This is a genomic window from Neobacillus sp. D3-1R (assembly GCF_052180215.1).
Classification (GTDB): domain Bacteria; phylum Bacillota; class Bacilli; order Bacillales; family Cytobacillaceae; genus Pseudoneobacillus.
This window is the reverse complement of the sequence record NZ_CP197471.1, coordinates 2,148,396-2,167,215: the sequence shown is the minus strand read 5'-3', so window position 1 is coordinate 2,167,215 and position 18,820 is coordinate 2,148,396. Positions and strand designations below refer to the sequence as shown.

Sequence of the window (18,820 nt, the reverse complement as noted above, 5' to 3'; positions counted from 1 at the left end):
AGAGTGTTCAACGTCAATTGCTAAAATACATAGATAAAAAATCGAGAAACATACTAATACCAAAAACAAATCAGTGTAGGTGAAGGAAAATGCTTCCTTGGATATTTATTGGCTTGGCACTTTTCTTTGGGGTTTTTTGGTTTTCTGGTAACGCTGCAAATATTTTAATCATTTATGTCATAGGATTAACAGGAATGGGAGTATTTTTGGTATTAACCAGTCTAACAATCTCCAAACAGTCAAACTTGCTTAAAAAAGCCTTTGAAACAGAAAAAAATTACCCACCTCTTTTGGTTAAGGCAATTCTTCTATTTGCAGGAATAGGGATGTTGTTTGGTTCAATCCGTTACTGGCAGGATGTCCCTTTCTATCAGGATCAAAATTTTTCGGTTATTAGTGGAAAACCTTCTTCGATTGATGAATATAATTCAAAAGGAACTGTTACCGAACTTTATGTTGAAATCAAAGGACATACCTTTGTATTAGATGCCGATATGCCACAGTTTCCAAAATATAAGAAATATGAAGAATTATTGGACAAGCATTTTACTATCTTATATCTGCCAAACTCTAATTGGATCATCGATTATAAGGTGGAATGATTCGTTTGCCTTACTATAATTGTATAGTTTGTTTTTTGGTTTACATAATTAAATTATGTTATACCTGGAACCCATATAGTCTACTCATTATTTTATTTATCACTTCGGATATGTTTACTAAGTGGTAATGATAATTCTTTTATTCCTTCCACAACGAGTTTTGCGATTTCCTTCGCACCCTTCTTTTGGAAATGGACATTATCTGCAATGCCACTTGGATAGTTATTAGAAACACCCGGATCTAGGAATAAAAATAGTTCCTTTGTTTGATCTGGACCTAGTTGTTGAAAGTAGATTTTGCTTTTCGCGGTAAGGTCAATAACCCGAACCTTTTCTTCCCTGCCAAGTTCTTTCATGGCAGAAGGATATTCTCCATGGGTGTCCATTACCTGTCCATCTTCCGTAAAGCTTCTTCTTTCTACTGGTGTAATAAGAATGGGGATGGCTCCTCTTTTTCTTGCACCATCAATATATGTTTTTAAATATTCTTTGTAGGTTGTATTTGGTTCCGTGTATCGACTTGGATCCTGGATTTTTTGATCATTATGACCAAATTGAATGAAGAGATAATCACCTGGTTGGATTTGTTTTAAAAGTGTGTCCAAGCGACCTTCCGCAATAAAACTTTTGCTACTTCTTCCGGGAACCGCAACATTTTTTACCACAACCTGCTCATCAAACATTCCCTCAATCATCTGTCCCCAACCGGCTTTCGGAGACTTTGAAAGCGGATAATTAGAAACAGTTGAATCACCAGCAAGATAAACGGTTACCTTTTTCTGTTCCGTTTGTGCTTTACTACGATAAAAATCCTTGAAAACCAACATGCCAACAACTAGAATAACAGTGCTTATGAACAACCATTTCCTTTTCAAAGATGTTCCCTCCGAAGATGTCCAAATGATAAAAACCTTCACACTCATGAAGGTTTTGTGATAGTACGTATTTTATCATAAAAATTTTCATACATTATGAATTTTCTTCATTTTCGTAAGCAATTAATACGACATTCTTATTTGCTTGCTCACTTAACTTTTCTTCGAGTAAATGAATTTCACTAATTAACTCTGGGGAAAGTGAGGCTGCTATAAAATTATTATCTTTGTCCATGTTAAACTAGCCCTCCATAACCTACTAAATCATTGGTTTACCAGCATCTGGGGACAAATTAGGGTCACCACCACCAGTGATCATCACACTATCTGTCTGAATATCGTTATTTTCTAAATTCACTTCAACGTCTTTACTGCTTGGATTTTCTTTTCCCTTATTTTGAAATTCCTGAGGGATATTTTGGTTATCTTTTTCCATGTTTTACACCACCTTTTAAATGGTAGTGTTTGATTTAATTAATATATTATGTATCGGGAATCTGCTCCTTTTGTTATTTAAAAAAAGGAAAACTAAAACCTCTACCCAATTGGATAGAGGTTTATTAAACTATGCTTCAACGGTTGTCACTGCTTGTTTCTTTTGCTTCTTTGGTGTTTCATACTTAGTCATGGTTAACCCTGTTATTCCATAGAACAGGGAAACTAATGGTGTGATAAGCGCCAAGAAACAGAATGGAAGATAGGCACCAGTTGCGATACCTAGTGCACCTGAGGTGTACAAGCCGCTTCCCGTCCAAGGAACAAGTGAAGCACTTTGGGTTCCGGTATCTTCCAAGATTCTTGAAAGATTTTCAGGCTTTAAATTTAATCGTTCAAAAATTGGTCTCATTAATGTTCCGCCCATTACGGTTGAAAAGTAAACGGATCCACCGATGGCCAATGTCGCATAACTCACCATGATCGTTACAAAAACAAGTGTTCCTGTGTGATGAATTTTATCAGCAAATGAAGCAATTAAGGCTTCTAATACACCTGATTCCGCTAGCATTCCACCCAATCCAAGGGCAAATAAGAATAAGGCAATCAAAGGAAGCATACTAGTTAAACCACCACGTTGAAGTAAACTATCGACCATTTCAATACCTGACTCTACTTGATATCCGCTATAGAAAATAGTTATTGTATCAGAAAAGCTGAATCCTTGGTAAATCATAGCGATGATTCCACCAACTGCTGCTCCGATAAAAATGGATGGAATCGCTGGTTTCTTTAAGACTAATAAAGCAATAAGAACCACAATGGGAATTAACGGAACAATCCCTAGATGAAAGTTTTCTTTTAAATAAGTAGTTAATTGAAGTACGTTCTCTGCGTCAACAGTGCCTGCATGATATTTTAACCCGATAAAGGTAAAAATCAAGGCTGTTATAATATAGGCCGGAATCGTAGTCCAAAGCATATGCTTGATATGAGAGAAGAGTTCTCCTCCTGTAACAGTTGGTGCTAAGTTCGTTGTATCAGATAACGGGGACATCTTATCTCCAAAATAGGCACCACTAATGATAGCTCCAGCTGTAAGACCAACCGGAATACCTAAAGTTGTTCCTACTCCCATCATGGCAACCCCTGCTGTACCGATGGTTCCCCAGGAAGTCCCGGTAGCAACGGATACAAGAGAACAGAAAAGTAACGTTGTCACTAAAAAGAACTGTGGTGATATCGCATGAATACCGTAATAAATTAGTGTAGGTACGGTACCCGAAGCAATCCATGCACCGATTAAAATGCCGACGGTCAACAAAATGATACCAGGCTGTAAGGCCTTCCCCATCGACGTCATCATCGATTTTTCTACTTGTTTGTACGTAAAACCTAACCCCATCATAAATGGAATCAAAACAAGCATACTGATAAACATCAGAATTTGAATCGGTGCATCAAAGGCAAGAATGCCAATTGATATGACAGCAATCGCTGCAACTAACATAGATAATGCATACATAAATGAAGGTTTTCTTAGATTATCGGTAACCAACAAACCACTCCTTTTTGATTTTTTTATATAGAGCTCTTTTCTGAAACTTTGTTGTTTTTTCTATTAATAAATAAGCATTACACCTTATAGGGTGTTAAACTCATATAAGTATGAAGAAAAGAGCTGAGCACTTATTAAGAGAGCTTGTAAAAATCCGGCATTAGGGATTTTTACGAAAACAACAATCTATACGAAAACAGCTTTTATAAAGATATCTAGGATAACTTTATGACATGGGTAGAGAAAAACGTGTGATTTTAAAACGCGGTTTCGAAAGGAATAAATGGAGAATGGAAGTTCCAAACGGTATATAAAAAGCTTACTATAGATGCCCATATCAGTAAAATTGAATATACATTCATATTTTAGGATTAAGTTTGCTGAGAGCTTTTGAGCAATACTCACCTATGAGAATACATAGAAATCCTTTCATATCCTCCAAGATGGTGTGGGATAGGAAGTGTGTTTGCTAGGTTTTTTATCAAAAAAAAGAAGATTGAATTCGCTTTGAATGGCTTTATGAAGCCTTAATTGGCTTATAAAAGCGAAATGGTAGCGGATCTGATCTTCCTTATATATATTTTCCAATCATTTGAATTGTGTATATTTATAGGACATACGTTCGGCTATTGCAGGTAAAACGCCGTGTTTTTGAGATATATAGGACATACGTTCCGCTATTAAGCGATTTAGAGCTATTTTTGATAGATTTTTAGCAAATAACGGATCTGGTGTCCTTTAACTTTGATAAAATGGGGAAAAATTAACAAATAACGGATTCTGTGTCCTATAGTGATAAACCGGGTGCCAAAGCACCCGATTTATTACTCCACTAATTGTGCATTTAACAGCAAGAAAATTCCGATTGCTTCCCCTGATTTATACCGCAACCAACAAATCCTTCCGGCGGTACACACTTAAAACCACACCTATTAAAACCGCATTTAATAAGGTAGGCATAATACCGTAACTCATGAATGGTAGAGATATCCCTACCAACGGGAAAATTCCCAAAATCATGGCTACATTGGTTGCTAACTGCGCTAGGTATAGAGCCACCGCTCCAACTAACAACAATTTGCCGTAAGAATCTTTGATGTTATAGGTTACCAATACAATTCTTAGTGCAAACAACGCTAAAACCAAAACTAAAGCTGCTGCCAGTAACCAGCCATAGTAATACGTGAAGGTAACAAATACAAAATCAGTATGCGCATCCGGGATAAATTCTTTTCTCCCGGTAGCCCCAAACCATCCTGCTTTCGATAGAAACTCCTCTATTCGTAAGTAAAGATACCCAGACGTGTCCGAGTAGTCCTCAGGTTTTAAAAAAGAGAGCCATCTTACTTTTTGGTATTCCTTGAGATAGTTCCATAAAAAGATACCCATTAGCAGAACAGAACCGATGCCTACACCTAATAGACTGATGACCGTTTTTCGACTAAATTGACTCCAATAAAGCATGATGCCAACCATTATCGTGTAAATATAAACACTTGTGACACTTGGTATGGCTAGAAACAATAACACAGGGAATATAAATAAAACGATAAACTGCCAAATTTTAAAACGAGCATGATTAAAAAAACTGGCCCATGCTAACATAAAAAATGGAACGGCCATTAAATTTTCAATCGTTAATGGTCCTATGTCAATTCGCGGGATGCCATTGATGATTTGATTCGGCAAAAACCGAATCGCTAAAAGAATGGATACCCCTATTCCGTAAAACACCCACCCTCTCTTTTGCCACTTACGATAATCGATGAACATGATTCCAACAGCTACTAAAGCACCTAAAATCACAATGATCACTTTATTTTGCATAAAGATTGGTGTTCCCAAATAGCCGTTTTGGTCTAGAGCCACTAATGGCAGGAACCCTAGAAGGAGAACTACCCCAAGCAGCGTGACCATCCACCAGTCCACTTTTGGTCGGTGTAGTTTGTTCATTTGGATACCAAGTTTAGTGGGACTGCCCATTTGCTCAATCGATTTCGCTTCAGCCTCTAGGTCCGTTAGACCTTTCTCTGTCCACGTTTTCTGAGCTTCATTGATGTGGTGCTTTAATTCATCAGCTACAAACTTTTTGGCTTCTTTTGATTTAATTTGTTGGGTGACTTCATTTAGAAAATCCTGCATTTTACTATTCGTCAATGAATCCACCACCTTCTAACAGTGCTTTAAACACCACTTGTTTCTTTGTTTGCTTTTTGTCTGCTTTCTTTAATAATTTTCTGCCTTTATCATTTAACTCATAATATTTAGCTCCTGAATCATCCCAGTTTGAATGTAAATATCCAGTCTGCTCCAATCGATGCAAGATTGTGTATATAGCGCCTTCCTTATTTTCAAATGCCCTAATTCCACGACCTCTTAAAAGAGCTGTTAGTTCAAATCCAGTTTTAGCTTGAACTAACAATTGTAGGACAGCCAGTTGAATATCTTCGTCTGTTTCGATGTGACGAGTTGCTTTTTCGAAAATGTTCTTCTTATGTTTTTCCGAAAAGGTAAAGTCCTGAAAGGTTCGCTGATCCATGATTTTCTTAAGGTTCTTTAAACGATCCTCCATTACAAATCCTCCAATCTTTCTTTTAGTAGTTCTTTTGCTCGTCGGAGTCTAGTTTTCACCGTATTATCACCAGTATCTGTAAGAACGGCGATTTCTTTTATTGGCAATTCCTCGTAATAGAACAGATAAATCACTTCTCTATATTTGATAGGAAGCATCATAATGGCCTGAATGAGTTGATCATCCTCCTCTTTTTGAACGACTGTCTCTTCAACCAAACCCATTTTTAAACCATTATCTGTCATGCTATCATCATTGGTTATGACCACATTTTTCTTATACCAGCTTCTAAGGAAATCTTTACAATGATTGATGGCAATTCGCCATAGCCACGTTCTTAGCTTCGACTTACCATTAAAGGTGTCGAATGACTTGAAACATTTGACAAATATATCCTGCGTCAAATCCTCAGCAATCGATTTATCTTTTACATAAGAATAAACAAGTTGTAAGATCTCTTGTCCATATCGATTCATCATTTCATCTAAAAGGATTTCTTTATCCTCGGCTTCCATTGCTGCAGCAACGATTTCTTCCATAAAGCCTAGCCTCCTCTCTACAAATCTTAGACGTAGTACTCTGGGAAGAAGTTTTTATAAAATAAAAAATTTCTTTCATTCTATTATTAAGGAATGAAATTCTATTAGGTTATGTAAAAAGTCTTTGTTAATCAGGGGCTAAAATTTTGAAAAATGAATCCGCTAAACATACTTATCGGACACTCATTCCGTTATTCTATAAAAATACTGCCTTTTTAGAGGTTTATCGGACTATGGTTCCGTTATTGCTCCTAAAGTATACCTATTTCTATGAAATATAGTGAATAACGGAACCTGTGTCCTTAAGACCAGGAAAAAACATCATTTTTACTAGAATAACGGAACCTGTGTCCTATAAAACAACAAGCATATCATTATATAAAAAAAGCATGCCAACAACATCAGCATGCTCCAATAATCTATACAGTAACTTCTTGTTCTATAGGCTTTTTCTTTAACCAAGGTTGGGATAGCCAACGTTTTAAGGCAAATACTCCTCGCACCCATTCATCAAGCCCTTGCGCTAGCCAAATTCCTAATAAGCCCAATCCAAGTGTGATTCCGAAGATGTAACTAAATACAACTGCTACTCCCCACATACAGATAATTCCGATGATAACAGGGAATCTTACATCCCCTACTGATTTTAAGGAACCCATTAGCACGATATTCATGGCACGACCAGGCTCGATAAACACAATCGCCCATAGTACGGGTAAAGCAATTGCCATAATAGTTGAATCCGTTGTAAATACATTCAAAACAGGCTTACCGATTAAGGCAATTGTGAGAGAAACAGCCGCTGATACGATGACAGAAATTTTTAACGTTTTAAGGCCTCTCTTAAGTGCTCTATCATATTGTTTAGCACCGATATACCGAGCAATTAAAAGCTGTGTCCCTTGAGCAATGGCGAATGTAAACAGGAAGCAAAGCATGGATATATTTAAAATGTATATACGTGCTGCCAATGCACCATCTCCAATTAGGGCCACAAAACTTGTAATCATCACTTGTGATAATTGGTAGGATAGATTTTCTCCTGCAGAAGGAACCCCAATAGAAAGCAGTCCCTTTACGTCTGTTTTATCGATTTTAAAAATATCCTTTATATGAAACTTTAAAGCTAGTTGCTTATAAACAAAGTAAAAGAGCGCGACAATGATAAAAACTCTTGCTACCACCATGGAATATGCTACTCCCGCCACCCCAGTTACAGGAAGACCGAATAAACCTTTAATGGCTATAAATGAACCGATGATGTTGATCACATTCATAATCACTGTCACAACCATCGTTTCTTTTGTATGTCCATAACTGCGTAATACCGCACTTAAAGCTAACGAAATAGCTTCTAGAAAAAGAGATAAACCTGTGATAGTTAAGAAGGTTAATGCAAAATCATACACTTCTCCGCTAAGTCCGTAAAATTTTAGAAACGTTCCACCAAATGCTGCCACCACAACGGCCATCGCAATTCCAACCCAAACATTTACACCAAATGCGGATTTGGCAAGGCGCCTTGCACGTTCCAAATGGTTGGCTCCTAAATTTTGGCCGATAAGGATGGTCGCCCCAATCGCCGTAACGTTAAAAACTAAAATAAAAATATTAATAATTTGATTAGCTACCCCAACCCCTGCCACAGCGTTATCGGAATAACCGCTCAGAATTAACGTAGAAATAATCCCCATACTCATATGAAGAGAAATCTCGATAAATAAAGGCCACGTGATGCTAAATAATGACTGATCCTGAAACTTGTTGTTTTTTATACTCAATGTCTTCGCCTTCTTTTTATAAATATAAACCCTATTTTAACGACATTTCAGCGAAAATGATACAAAAAAATGATGGAAACGTTTACACTTCATGCAGTATCCCACGTATTATTCTAGCTCATTTTACATCCAACTTATAAACATAAGGTCACAAGAAAAGGACCGCCAATGACGGTCCTTCGAAATTAATATTGTCCCAATCTAAAAATATAGCCTTCATTATTTTGCACACAGAATAAAACTATTTAACGATTGTTCGTCGCCATTGGAAGCATTCATAAGTTGATAATAACTTGTAATCATCGTTTGGATCATGGTTGGAACTTCATTAAATCGCTGCCGAATACTATTTGCATATCCCTTTTCCCACTGGCCATCTTGTAAATAGGTTGCATCCACCGTACTTTGTTTGTCGATAATAAACCCTGCTTTTTCAAGTAAGTGTTGAATTTGAGCTTTATCAAATAAATTTTGTATATTTCCATCATTATGTACGAAATTGGAATACATCGCTAGGATGGAGACGGCACAAAAATGAGCACGTTGATGAATGTGAGTAAATTCAAGATCCCATTCTGCAAAACAAATTCGTTTTACCATTCCTCGTAATTTTATAAAGTATTTTAGTAAATCTTCTGGTCTCTTAAAATACCAGGAAGAATGAGATAAAACAGCAATATCAAATGGAGTTTCCAATTCAAAGTCATTCAAATCCATTTCTAAATGGAAGGAAACACGATCACCTAATAATGACTTCTTAATCCGATCTGTTGCTTGACCAAGGGTGAAGGGTGCACCGTAATCAGGATGAGCAATATCTATGGCCACCACAAAGCCGCTTTCACCAACCGCATCGGCTAAGGCAACCGTTGTGTCACCTTGGCCACATCCTATTTCTAATACACGCATTCCTTTTTGAATCTCAAAATTCTCTACTAAATCCAAACGATGCTGTAACTGGATTTGTTGAACTGGATCATCTTCAAATAAAGAATAGTTGGATATAAAAGCGTCTGTTTTTTCGTTTAGTTGAAATGACTTCATCTATAACTCCCCTCCTTTAACCATCATCAATATATATTAGTAAAAGGGTATTTTGAATAAAAACCCTACGTTCTTATGTGATAACCATTAACAAAATACTCGATAGTTTCTAGTTCATCTTCCGTTAATTCTCGATTAAGAGATTGACCATATTCTTCCTTTATTTTCTCCTCATTGCCCCTACATGTCTCGGTATAGTGTGCAATCGATTTTAACAGTTGAGTTTCCTGTAAAAACTCTTCTTTTGTAATAGCTTTCCAATGAGATAGAATATAGGTTTCTGCATCAAATTCTTCCAACTGTTTGATTAATTCTAACGTTCGTTTCTTCGTATAGTTTCGTTTAGGTGAAAAAATGTCCGCATAAATGCAATCAGCTAAAAATAAAATTTTCTCTTCTTTTATATATATCACAATCGAATCGGGTGCATGATCTCCACCTACATGTTTCAATATACATGTCACACCGCCAAGATTGATTTCCATACGCTGTTTAAAGGTTATTTTAGGTAAAGCAATGTGTATATTTCTTTGATCACCATATTCTTTTTTGATACAACTAGCACAAAATTCAATTTCGGTCCCCTCTTGAACTCGCTGATCTAAAGCCTCATCTGTCCATTCATATGTTGATAGTTTCAACATCTCTTCTTTCGTGTCTACTGAGGAAATAGATAAAGCATTTTTTAAGGCGGATAGTCCAAATATATGATCCCAATGCCAATGAGTTAATACAACCAAATCTGGCTTGCTTATATTTTGTTCAGCAATTTTTTCTAAAAATAACTGCGCATGTGCTTCCGAATTTCCTGCATCAATCATCAAGGTCAAATCGTTGCCAACGACCATGCCTAATATCGGTCTGTCTGTTTCAGACACAGGAGTCAAATACCAAAATGATTCTCCAATTCTATTTAATTGCTGCATAGTTTCTCTCTCTTTTCATCGTTTATGGTATGTAAATAGGAACTTTATTCGAGATTTTGTTAGACTTCTTTATTATCTACTTTAATCATAAATCCATATTTTTTCAGTATTTCTGCTAACTTCATTGCATCTTCTAATTTCATATCTTTTATTTCTAAATACTCCTGCATCATCGCAGAAAAGATATTTTTTCTTCTTGTATAAAACTTAACCTTCTTTTCCATTCTTTTCACCTGCCTGAACATAAATACGGAAAGAATGAATGAAAGTTTCTCCAGCATCCATGTGGACTTAAAATTTATATGTATCATCAATAATGTTATACCAATGATATGGTTGCAACTCCGATAGGGTTTTAAAAATGACATCCCCAGTCTTTGATGAAATAGCTGCTTTCACATCCTTACCCCAATAAAAAAGTCTTTCCTGACATATGCCACAAGGTGAGAATATTTGAAAATGAGAATTCTCATCTTCTCTAAAAACGCAAATAGAATGAGTAATTTTTTTATTTAACTTGTGCGCCTCACATATGGCACCTGTCTCCACACAAATTTCAGTAGAAGGGTTAAATGTATGCGGAGCAACACTAGTTAAAATTTGACCATCTTCCGTAAGCATGGCAGCTGCATAGCCGTCTCCTTTAGGGTATCTAACTTTAATTAAGTTAGCCGCTGCATCAAACAATTCTTTTTCAATATTCATCTTTATATACTCCCTCAATATGATTGGTGATATTTATCTTTATATTGGCAATACCATAAGTGTTAATTGCAGCAAAATTCCTTTATCCTACTCATCTGCTTGAGTTTTCTCATTTTGTCCTTCCATGACGAAAAGGCTTGGATGGAACTGCTATGATGAATTAATCCATATTATACCTAAAATGTATTGTATTTGGCGAATTTGTCTTTTCAAATGCACCTAAAATCTATTTTAAAAAATCTACATCAAAGTGGGCTTTTTTTCATACTATATTTTGGAGGTGTAAGTATGCCAAGAGTAAATTACAGAACTTCTGATATTGCCTTGATGGCAAGGATGATGAGAGCAGAAGCCGAAGGTGAAGGAAAACAGGGAATGTTATATGTGGGGAATGTCATTGTCAATCGCCTGAAAGCCAATTGTTTAGATTTTAAAAATTTGCGAACCGTTTCCCATGTTATTTTTCAAGTTCAAGGAGGAAATTATTCCTTTGAAGCTGTTCAAAAAGGGAATGTATTTTATCAAAGAGCACGATCGGTTGAAAAAAATTTAGCGAAAAAAAATTTAGATTATTGGAGAGAACAGCCAGCGAAATTTGCACTTTGGTATTTTAATCCATATGCTCCATGTCCTCCAACATGGTTCGGTCAACCTTTTGCTGGGCAATATAAAAACCATTGTTATTATGAACCAAAAGGTGGAACCTGTGATGCGGTTTACAGCGGTTAAGCTTACTCTCTTGAGTAAGCTTTTTCTTTGATTCATCGAAAGGTTTGGCAATCACTAAGCTTTTTTCTAATTCATAATTTTAAAAAGAGGATAAATGATTCAGTAATGTCCCTTCAAAGTAAGAGGCTTTATTTCATCAAGAGTCTAGCTTGGCGAACTAGCGTTTCCACTAAGACTCCTCGCCTAAACGTCAAGATTTTTACCAAAACCACAATTTTTAGGAAAACATCCTTTATAAAAAAACGAATTTTATTTTTTATTATTCCTTTTAAGAAAAAGATAAATCATTACAAGAATCGGAAGAATATATACTAGTAAAACCATTCCTACAATCCAAGCAATAGAAAGAATATACTCCACATTCGTACAACCTAAACTTCCACAGACGGTTGTTCGAAACCCTCTTTCAGCTACATTTGTAATAAAACCAAGCAACCCAAAAAATCCGAAGCCAATGGCTACAAGTAACCATAATACAATGGGAATAATCAGTTTATTCTTATGACGGAACATAGTTTCACCTCATATGTTAAAATATCCCTTACCCTATCTTACATTCCTACCACCTATATTCTCTCTCCTGACAATTAATCATAATACTTAATATTTTTCGTTAGTTTATCCTAAATTATATTAGAATAATGTTTGTAATGAAATTGTAATATGTATGTGATGTCCCTGTTACATCATCCTAGTATATTAGAAATGCAAATCACACTAGGAGGTAACAATCATGCTAAAGAAAATCATCGTAACCTTTTTCTTGATCGTTTCTGGTGGCTCTTTGTTTGCTAACATGGGTGATAAAGCAGAAGCTGCTTATTACAATACAAAAGCAGTATCAGTGGCTAAATCTAATCTTGGAGTACCTTATGTATGGGGTGGAATTTCCCCTAGCGGTTTTGATTGTTCAGGTCTTGTAAAATATTCCTATGCAAAAGCGGGAAAGACATTAAACCGAACAGCTGCACAAATGTATTATGGAAATGGCTATCGTATTTATACGAATATACAGCCAGGTGATTTAATGTTCTATGCACCAACGAAAGCGAGTAGACCAACACACGTAGCGATGTATATCGGGTACGGTAAAATGATCATGGCATCATCTTCAAAAGGAGTCATGATTACTTATACAAACAATTCTTATTGGCATTCAAGGTACATCGGAACAAAACGCGTATAACGATATCCTTTTTTAATAAAAATGGTAAAAACTTTTAACTTTATATATATAAAAGCCTGTATCTAAGATGACTATTCTTGTACAGGCTTTTTATTATATTCCTTATTGCATTCGGAATAGGGTGTTTTATCTATGGTTTTCTTACACAAATGGATCTATTCGATGACATAAAAAACCTCCATCCAGAGAGGATAGAGCATTGGTTGTTCTTTGGAGGTAATTTTCTGAGCTTAGAATTTTTCAGCTTATCCTTGAACGCCATTGGAAAAACTAATGCCACTATAGGTATTAATATTACTTCCACTATTGGAAGATCCTGCACCATACCATGCTTTACTGACGGACTTGGGAGAAATAAATTGGACAGGACCAAATTGGACAATGGCTGATCCACCAACACTATCTATTGTGATTGGTCCAATATTTGTCATAAGCAATCATTCCTTTTGTCATATACTTCTAAAATATTCTTTAGTGGAAAGGTTGTGCACAGAACTGATTAAAATGGATTTCTGTTTAATCTTTCTCTTATTGTACCTTTTCTTTAAATTCGTCATATTTTTGTTTGTATTCTTCTGCGGTTACAGCATGAAATGTGAGTATATCGTCTGTTGCCCAAAACGACAGCTTCATTTCATTAACACTATTAAGGAATTTCCCCTCTAACTTTGTCTCTTTTCCTTCTACAGTTGTGTAGAACCTAACTCCATTTCCTCCCGTGACTCCGTTTAAAACATAGTTGTTTTCTTCATACGGATGGTCTTTATTCCCTGTTTCAGCCACCATAAGAAGAGAGCCTGTTAACTCACCTTCCAATAAAGCTTCGTCGATTTTGATAAATAATTGATACGAACTATTTTCTGAGGTATAGAGATATGCATAGACCTTACGAAGCTCGGTGAAAAATTTCCGTAATTGCTCGTTTTCTCTTTCTTCCTTGTAATAGTCAAGTAACGCTTTTTCATATTCATTGAGCTCTTTCTGGTCAACAGGATTGTATAATATACGCTCTTCATTCCCCTGCATTTGAATAGAAAGATGTGGTCCAGAAAACGATGCGTCATAGGAGAGCATTTTCTCACCTTTTTTAACTTGAAACACATACCCTTTTTCAATTACCTTTCCTGTTAGTGGGTACTTTTTTTTCTCAATAAATGGTGCTTTTCCCATTTCATCTATGAGCTTTTCCTCATGAAGGTTTCCTTCCACTTTTCCTTTATGACTCGTTAGCTCAAACCAATACAGCTTAGCATTATTACTGTATACAAACGCATCAGATTGATTCAGTGGTTCTATGAGGTCTTTAAACTTAGATATGCCCCACCATAAACCGATTATTAGCAGTATTCCGATAAACGGAAACATTCCCCTATATGTAAATTTCTTCATTTTTGTTTCCCCTCCCATTTTAAAAAAGGGTATGTTATTTTTTAAAAATATATGGTCATAATAATATTTATGTATGATTTATTTCTTAAATCAAAAGAAATTATTTGAGGTAAATAATAACCAAATTCGTCTTTAGGAGTGAAATAATGTCTGTTATTGTTTATCAAACCTTTCAAATCCAACAAAGCAAATTTAAAGAAGGTATAGATAACCTATTAGAAATTAAAAAATACCGAAATGGTAATTTTGACCATAATATAGAAATACTATCACCAATTACTGGGCAAGACCATACATATTCCTTATTAGCTACTTATGAAGGATTAGCTGAAATGGAATTGCAAAACAAAAAAATGTTTGATGATGAAGAGTATTTAAAATTGATTGGTGAGTTTTTTCTTGAAAACATTGTGCAAGGAAGTATGAATACGCAGATCTACCGTACGATGCCTAATAAGAAGGTTGAAAATTTGGGGAAAGATAAGAAGGAATAACGACTGTCTTATAAGTCGTTAAAAAAAGCAAGTGGGGAAAAAGCATGTCGTTTTTCTCCACTTGCTTTTTTTCATTCATGCCTATATCTTATTGAAGATCATCCTGTTTCTTATCAATATACAACGAACCATCCTGCTGTACTTCCCCATAAAAGATTTCAGAAATATCCTCCACTCCTGATTGCTTTAATTGTTGATCGACCCAATTTTGGTCTAGATTTAATTTTGTTAAATTTTTTTGATCAATGATTCCGTTTGAAATGATTGGTGTCGACATAGAATAGATATTTGGTTGTTTGGGTTTTCCCTTTACATCACTTACTGTTGCAGGCTGTTTGTTGCTTTTTTTCAACACCGAAAGCTTACCGTCCGTTTCAAAAATAGCAAATTCCACATCTGCCATGGAGAACACATTTTTCTGCCTCAGCATGGCGGTTAAACTGTTCGTACTAAGCCGAGTTTTCTTTAGTGATTGTTCCATAATTTTTCCACTCTTTACCAAAACTAATGGTTCTCCTTCTATGACTTTTCTTGCTTCTTTTGATTTAATATCCATGATCCCCATGGCAACGGTGAAGACACTCCACAATACTAAAGCAATGACACCAAAGGAAATCTTTAGGTCTGACATGGTAGCAAGACTGGCTGTTATAGAACCAATGGCAATAGCGGAAACAAAATTAAAAAAGGTCATTTGACTTATTTCTTTTCTTCCCATAATCCTAGTGAGTATAAATAATATAAAAAATGATAACCCAACCCTAATTATTAATTCCGGAAGCCCCAAATTGTCCACCTCTTCAATAAATTTATCTTTCTATTAGCTATTTCCAATTTAGGGTAATTTATTAAAAAATTACTTAGTTGTATCAATGTTATCATCACCTTGATTTTTCTTAGACCAAGTTCTTTTCAAGTATGATTTTATGTAAACCGTTTTCATCTGTATAAGTATCTAGTACATCAAACCCATTTTTAATATTCAAAATTAACATATTCCGCCATTTATTCATGGTTTTAGTTTGAACCACTTTATAACCCTTTTCCTTTAAATATTGATGTTGTTTTGCCATTAGCATGGATGCAACACCGTGTTTCCGGTAGTTTTTATCTACTCCACCTAACCAACTATAAAATGTAGTACGATTCAATTCATATCCAATCTTATATCCAACAATTTTTTTCTCATCCATCGCAGTGACAACTACCAGTTTAGGTTTATGATTCATTTTTTCAATCAAGTCATCTGAAGAACCGAAAATGTCTTCATGGAGTTTTAAAATACCATCTAATACATCTCTATGTGGGATGGAATGAAAAATCGTATAATCAAAATTCATGTGTCAAACTCCCCTCCCTAAAAATCTAAAATTTATCTATCTCTATTTTCTAAGTAAATCTTAAAAAAATGAAGCTGGATATAAAAACAAAAATAGTTTGTGGTTCCAATGTCAAACCCCCAAATAAAGTGCCTAAATCCCTAGTAAGTTTGCTAGTAGTTTTTGGTAAATATCATAATTTATCCTTCGTTTCGAACTACCAGAGAATAGAACGAAAAAAACTGTTTTTAACATTAATGGGGATTATTATCGGACATCAGTTCCGTTATTCGTTTGAAATTTGCTGTTTTTCCTCTTTTATCGATTAAGTCCTTATAATTGTGTAAAAAGAAAATGAGTCATTTTATTCCTTCTTGTCAACAATGTTTAACGACCAAGAAAAACATTGAAAAGAGGTATATAAAATGACTCAATTACAGTTTAACCTAGATATGGACCTTTTAAAAGACTCCATAATGAATTCTAATATTGAAACAGTGGTAAAGTCTGCAATCGTTTTAGTTTTAAATGAGTATATGGAAAAAGAACGAGATAATTATTTACAAGTTGGTTCCTATCAACGCTCATCAGAGCGCCGTGATTACAGAAATGGTTATTATGAAAGAGAACTTATTATCAGTATTGGAAAGATTAAATTACGAGTCCCTCGGACTAGGGAGGGTGAGTTCTCTCCAACAGTTTTTGAGAAATACTCACGGGTTGATCAAGCCCTTGTTCTCTCTATGTTAGAAATGGTGGTTAACGGTGTTTCTACACGTAAAGTTACAAATATAATTGAACAGCTTTGTGGTGAAGCTGTCTCAAAATCTTTCGTTTCATCATTAACGGAGAAGCTTGATCCTATTGTAAATAAGTGGGCTAATCGCCCTCTTAATGTTCAATATTATCCTTATTTATTTGCAGATGCTATGTATATTAAGGTGCGTGAGCATAATAAAGTCGTCTCAAAAGCAGTTTATATTGTTACGGCTATGAATGAGAAGAAAAAAAGAGAGATTCTTGGATTGAAAATTGATCATGTTGAAAGTTTTGAAGCCTGGCAAGGCTTCTTGCAGAGTTTAAAAGCGCGAGGTCTACAGTCCCCTAAACTTGTTATCTCCGATGCTCATAAAGGATTAAAGAAAGCAATTGAACGCGAGTTTATTGGAACGGCTTGGCAAAGGTGTACCGTTCATTTCAAGCGTAATATCATAAACAAGCTCCCTAAAAAGGAAATGAGTCAAGTTATCGCAGATATGAGAAGAATCTTTCAAACTATATCTTGTGAAGAAGCTAGATTATTTAAAGATGAATTTATTAAACGTTACGAAGATAACCCCAAAATTAAAAATGCAATTGAAATATTAGAGGATGGATTCGAAGATTCCATCCAATATTTTAATGAGCCAGAGACATACCATCGTCATCTTGCGAGTACAAACTCATTAGAACGATTAAACCAAGAAATCAGAAGACGAGAAAGAGTGATTCGTATATTCCCCAATACACAGTCGGCATTTCGTCTTATAGGAGCACTTTTAATGGAGAATGAAAATCTTATCGTGTTAAATAAAAGATACACGCAACGAAATTAATATAGAGAAACTCGAAGCGAAATTTGGATTACTGGAAAGGGGGGCCCCCCTTTCCAGTAATCCAAATTATAAAACACTAAATAACATATATAGGTTGTAACATTGGAGATAGGAATTTACACAATTGTTAGGACTTGACTCTTTTATCGGACACACGTTCCGCTAAGTAGGTGATTGGATATCATTTTAGGTAGTTTTTTAGTAAATAACGAACTGTGTGTCCTATAATAACTCTAATATAGCGTTTTTTATGAGAATAACGGATTCCCTGTCCGCTAAAATTTTGAATAGGACAAGAAAACCAAAAAAGCTATGATTGCCGTATGATTTAATAACAAATGATGGAATCTATTGATTTTTCGCTAAAAAAAACAAGGTGTGCTTTAGCAACACCTTGTTTCGTTCTAGTCCTTGATAGTTATGTAGAAAACGTTTATCTTTTTTAAAATCAAAAGATCTTAAACCCTTAGCGAGCCGCGGAAACCCCTGGCAGCATAGTAGGAGTCTGCTCCATTATGATACACAAAGACCGTGTCGTAGCGACGATCACAAAAGATTGCCCCGCCGAGTTTTCTAATATTTGCAGGTGTTTTCACCCAACTCGATGTTTTCGTATCGAAATTTCCTAGCTTCTGTAACTCACGGTATTCATCTTCCGTTAAAAGTTCAATGCCCATTGCAGCAGCCATATCCATAACAGTATTTTCTGGTTTATGGTTTTTCCTCGACTCTAGCGCTTCACGATCGTAGCAAACACTTCTGCGGCCTTTAGGACTTTCCGCGGAACAGTCATAAAAAATGTATTCGTCCTTCTCTATATCATAACCAACGACATCAGGTTCACCGTCAGTGCTTTCCATTTCATAAAGCGACCAAAGTTTATCATGATTTGCTAATAGCTTTTCTTCGACTTTAGCCCATCCAACACCTTCATGTCGGTTCATGTTTTTTTCAAAACGTACTTTCAATGCTGAAAGTAGTTCTTCCCTTTGTTCTACGGACAACTCCTTGTTCGCGATTGTCATATTAATTTCCCCCTTATTTTTTTCTCAAAATAGTTTACGGACAAAA

23 protein-coding genes are annotated in these 18,820 nt (G+C 35.5%); 5 read left to right on the top strand and 18 right to left on the bottom strand.

The features are described from left to right. Positions 1–89 precede the first annotated feature (89 nt). Entirely contained in the window at positions 90–602 is a 513-nt protein-coding gene (locus ACSBPO_RS11100; protein WP_442600107.1) for a hypothetical protein, read from the top strand. Positions 603–694: 92 nt separating this feature from the next. Here ACSBPO_RS11100 and ACSBPO_RS11095 read toward each other — a convergent pair whose 3' ends face one another. The 12 genes from ACSBPO_RS11095 to ACSBPO_RS11040 form a co-directional block, all read right to left on the bottom strand. Beyond that, the gene (locus tag ACSBPO_RS11095) at positions 695–1,477 is read right to left on the bottom strand and encodes a rhamnogalacturonan acetylesterase (RefSeq protein ID WP_442600106.1); all 783 of its coding nucleotides are present in this window, start codon (positions 1,475–1,477) and stop codon (positions 695–697) included. Between the two features lie 94 nt (positions 1,478–1,571). Beyond that, positions 1,572–1,712 (bottom strand): hypothetical protein, encoded by a 141-nt coding sequence (locus tag ACSBPO_RS11090; protein WP_442600105.1) that lies wholly within the window; start codon positions 1,710–1,712, stop codon positions 1,572–1,574. 24 nt (positions 1,713–1,736) lie between these two features. Next, positions 1,737–1,913: a hypothetical protein gene (locus tag ACSBPO_RS11085; protein ID WP_442600104.1), complete on the bottom strand. Its 177-nt coding sequence runs from the start codon at positions 1,911–1,913 to the stop codon at positions 1,737–1,739. Between the two features lie 129 nt (positions 1,914–2,042). Continuing rightward, positions 2,043–3,470, bottom strand: coding sequence for a Na+/H+ antiporter NhaC (gene nhaC / locus ACSBPO_RS11080; RefSeq protein ID WP_442600103.1), 1,428 nt, complete (start codon positions 3,468–3,470; stop codon positions 2,043–2,045). An 879-nt stretch (positions 3,471–4,349) separates the two neighbouring features. Further along, positions 4,350–5,612: an FtsW/RodA/SpoVE family cell cycle protein gene (locus ACSBPO_RS11075; RefSeq protein ID WP_442600350.1), complete on the bottom strand. Its 1,263-nt coding sequence runs from the start codon at positions 5,610–5,612 to the stop codon at positions 4,350–4,352. Positions 5,613–5,616: 4 nt separating this feature from the next. After that, on the bottom strand, positions 5,617–6,042 hold the full coding sequence (locus ACSBPO_RS11070; protein ID WP_442600102.1) for a PadR family transcriptional regulator: 426 nt from the start codon (positions 6,040–6,042) through the stop codon (positions 5,617–5,619). Next, on the bottom strand, positions 6,042–6,581 hold the full coding sequence (locus tag ACSBPO_RS11065) for a sigma-70 family RNA polymerase sigma factor (protein WP_442600101.1): 540 nt from the start codon (positions 6,579–6,581) through the stop codon (positions 6,042–6,044). Before ACSBPO_RS11065 ends, ACSBPO_RS11070 begins: the two co-directional genes overlap by 1 nt. Before the next feature lie 419 nt (positions 6,582–7,000). Continuing rightward, complete coding sequence (locus tag ACSBPO_RS11060; RefSeq protein ID WP_442600100.1) at positions 7,001–8,362, bottom strand: MATE family efflux transporter; 1,362 nt, start codon at positions 8,360–8,362, stop codon at positions 7,001–7,003. A 219-nt stretch (positions 8,363–8,581) separates the two neighbouring features. Then, on the bottom strand, positions 8,582–9,406 hold the full coding sequence (locus ACSBPO_RS11055) for an SAM-dependent methyltransferase (RefSeq protein ID WP_442600099.1): 825 nt from the start codon (positions 9,404–9,406) through the stop codon (positions 8,582–8,584). Positions 9,407–9,471: 65 nt separating this feature from the next. Further along, positions 9,472–10,332, bottom strand: a complete 861-nt coding sequence (locus ACSBPO_RS11050) for an MBL fold metallo-hydrolase (protein ID WP_442600098.1) — start codon at positions 10,330–10,332, stop codon at positions 9,472–9,474. Between the two features lie 59 nt (positions 10,333–10,391). Beyond that, on the bottom strand, positions 10,392–10,556 hold the full coding sequence (locus tag ACSBPO_RS11045) for a hypothetical protein (protein WP_442600097.1): 165 nt from the start codon (positions 10,554–10,556) through the stop codon (positions 10,392–10,394). Between the two features lie 67 nt (positions 10,557–10,623). Next, positions 10,624–11,037, bottom strand: coding sequence for a cytidine deaminase (locus tag ACSBPO_RS11040; RefSeq protein ID WP_442600096.1), 414 nt, complete (start codon positions 11,035–11,037; stop codon positions 10,624–10,626). Positions 11,038–11,325: 288 nt separating this feature from the next. Between ACSBPO_RS11040 and ACSBPO_RS11035 the strand changes: the two genes are divergently transcribed. Then, positions 11,326–11,766, top strand: coding sequence for a cell wall hydrolase (locus ACSBPO_RS11035; RefSeq protein ID WP_442600095.1), 441 nt, complete (start codon positions 11,326–11,328; stop codon positions 11,764–11,766). Positions 11,767–12,015: 249 nt separating this feature from the next. Here the strand turns inward: ACSBPO_RS11035 and ACSBPO_RS11030 are convergent, their stop codons facing one another. Continuing rightward, entirely contained in the window at positions 12,016–12,279 is a 264-nt protein-coding gene (locus tag ACSBPO_RS11030) for a hypothetical protein (RefSeq protein WP_442600094.1), read from the bottom strand. A 220-nt stretch (positions 12,280–12,499) separates the two neighbouring features. On the opposite strand from ACSBPO_RS11030, the gene ACSBPO_RS11025 reads away from it, so the two are divergent. Beyond that, a complete protein-coding gene (locus ACSBPO_RS11025; protein ID WP_442600093.1) occupies positions 12,500–12,952 on the top strand; it encodes a C40 family peptidase in 453 nt (150 codons plus the stop codon). Positions 12,953–13,197: 245 nt separating this feature from the next. Here the strand turns inward: ACSBPO_RS11025 and ACSBPO_RS11020 are convergent, their stop codons facing one another. Continuing rightward, positions 13,198–13,383: a spore germination protein gene (locus tag ACSBPO_RS11020; protein ID WP_442600092.1), complete on the bottom strand. Its 186-nt coding sequence runs from the start codon at positions 13,381–13,383 to the stop codon at positions 13,198–13,200. A gap of 97 nt (positions 13,384–13,480) precedes the next feature. Further along, entirely contained in the window at positions 13,481–14,341 is an 861-nt protein-coding gene (locus tag ACSBPO_RS11015; RefSeq protein WP_442600091.1) for a hypothetical protein, read from the bottom strand. A 146-nt stretch (positions 14,342–14,487) separates the two neighbouring features. Here ACSBPO_RS11015 and ACSBPO_RS11010 point away from each other — a divergent pair, with 146 nt between their 5' ends. Beyond that, complete coding sequence (locus ACSBPO_RS11010) at positions 14,488–14,835, top strand: hypothetical protein (RefSeq protein ID WP_442600090.1); 348 nt, start codon at positions 14,488–14,490, stop codon at positions 14,833–14,835. Between the two features lie 88 nt (positions 14,836–14,923). Here the strand turns inward: ACSBPO_RS11010 and ACSBPO_RS11005 are convergent, their stop codons facing one another. Then, on the bottom strand, positions 14,924–15,631 hold the full coding sequence (locus ACSBPO_RS11005; RefSeq protein WP_442600089.1) for a YetF domain-containing protein: 708 nt from the start codon (positions 15,629–15,631) through the stop codon (positions 14,924–14,926). Positions 15,632–15,731: 100 nt separating this feature from the next. Next, the gene (locus ACSBPO_RS11000) at positions 15,732–16,175 is read right to left on the bottom strand and encodes a GNAT family N-acetyltransferase (protein ID WP_442600088.1); all 444 of its coding nucleotides are present in this window, start codon (positions 16,173–16,175) and stop codon (positions 15,732–15,734) included. Between the two features lie 404 nt (positions 16,176–16,579). Here ACSBPO_RS11000 and ACSBPO_RS10995 point away from each other — a divergent pair, with 404 nt between their 5' ends. Next, positions 16,580–17,749: an IS256 family transposase gene (locus tag ACSBPO_RS10995; protein WP_442598645.1), complete on the top strand. Its 1,170-nt coding sequence runs from the start codon at positions 16,580–16,582 to the stop codon at positions 17,747–17,749. A 458-nt stretch (positions 17,750–18,207) separates the two neighbouring features. Here the strand turns inward: ACSBPO_RS10995 and ACSBPO_RS10990 are convergent, their stop codons facing one another. Next, positions 18,208–18,774: a DUF4256 domain-containing protein gene (locus ACSBPO_RS10990; RefSeq protein ID WP_442600087.1), complete on the bottom strand. Its 567-nt coding sequence runs from the start codon at positions 18,772–18,774 to the stop codon at positions 18,208–18,210. Between the last annotated feature and the right edge of the window lie 46 nt (positions 18,775–18,820).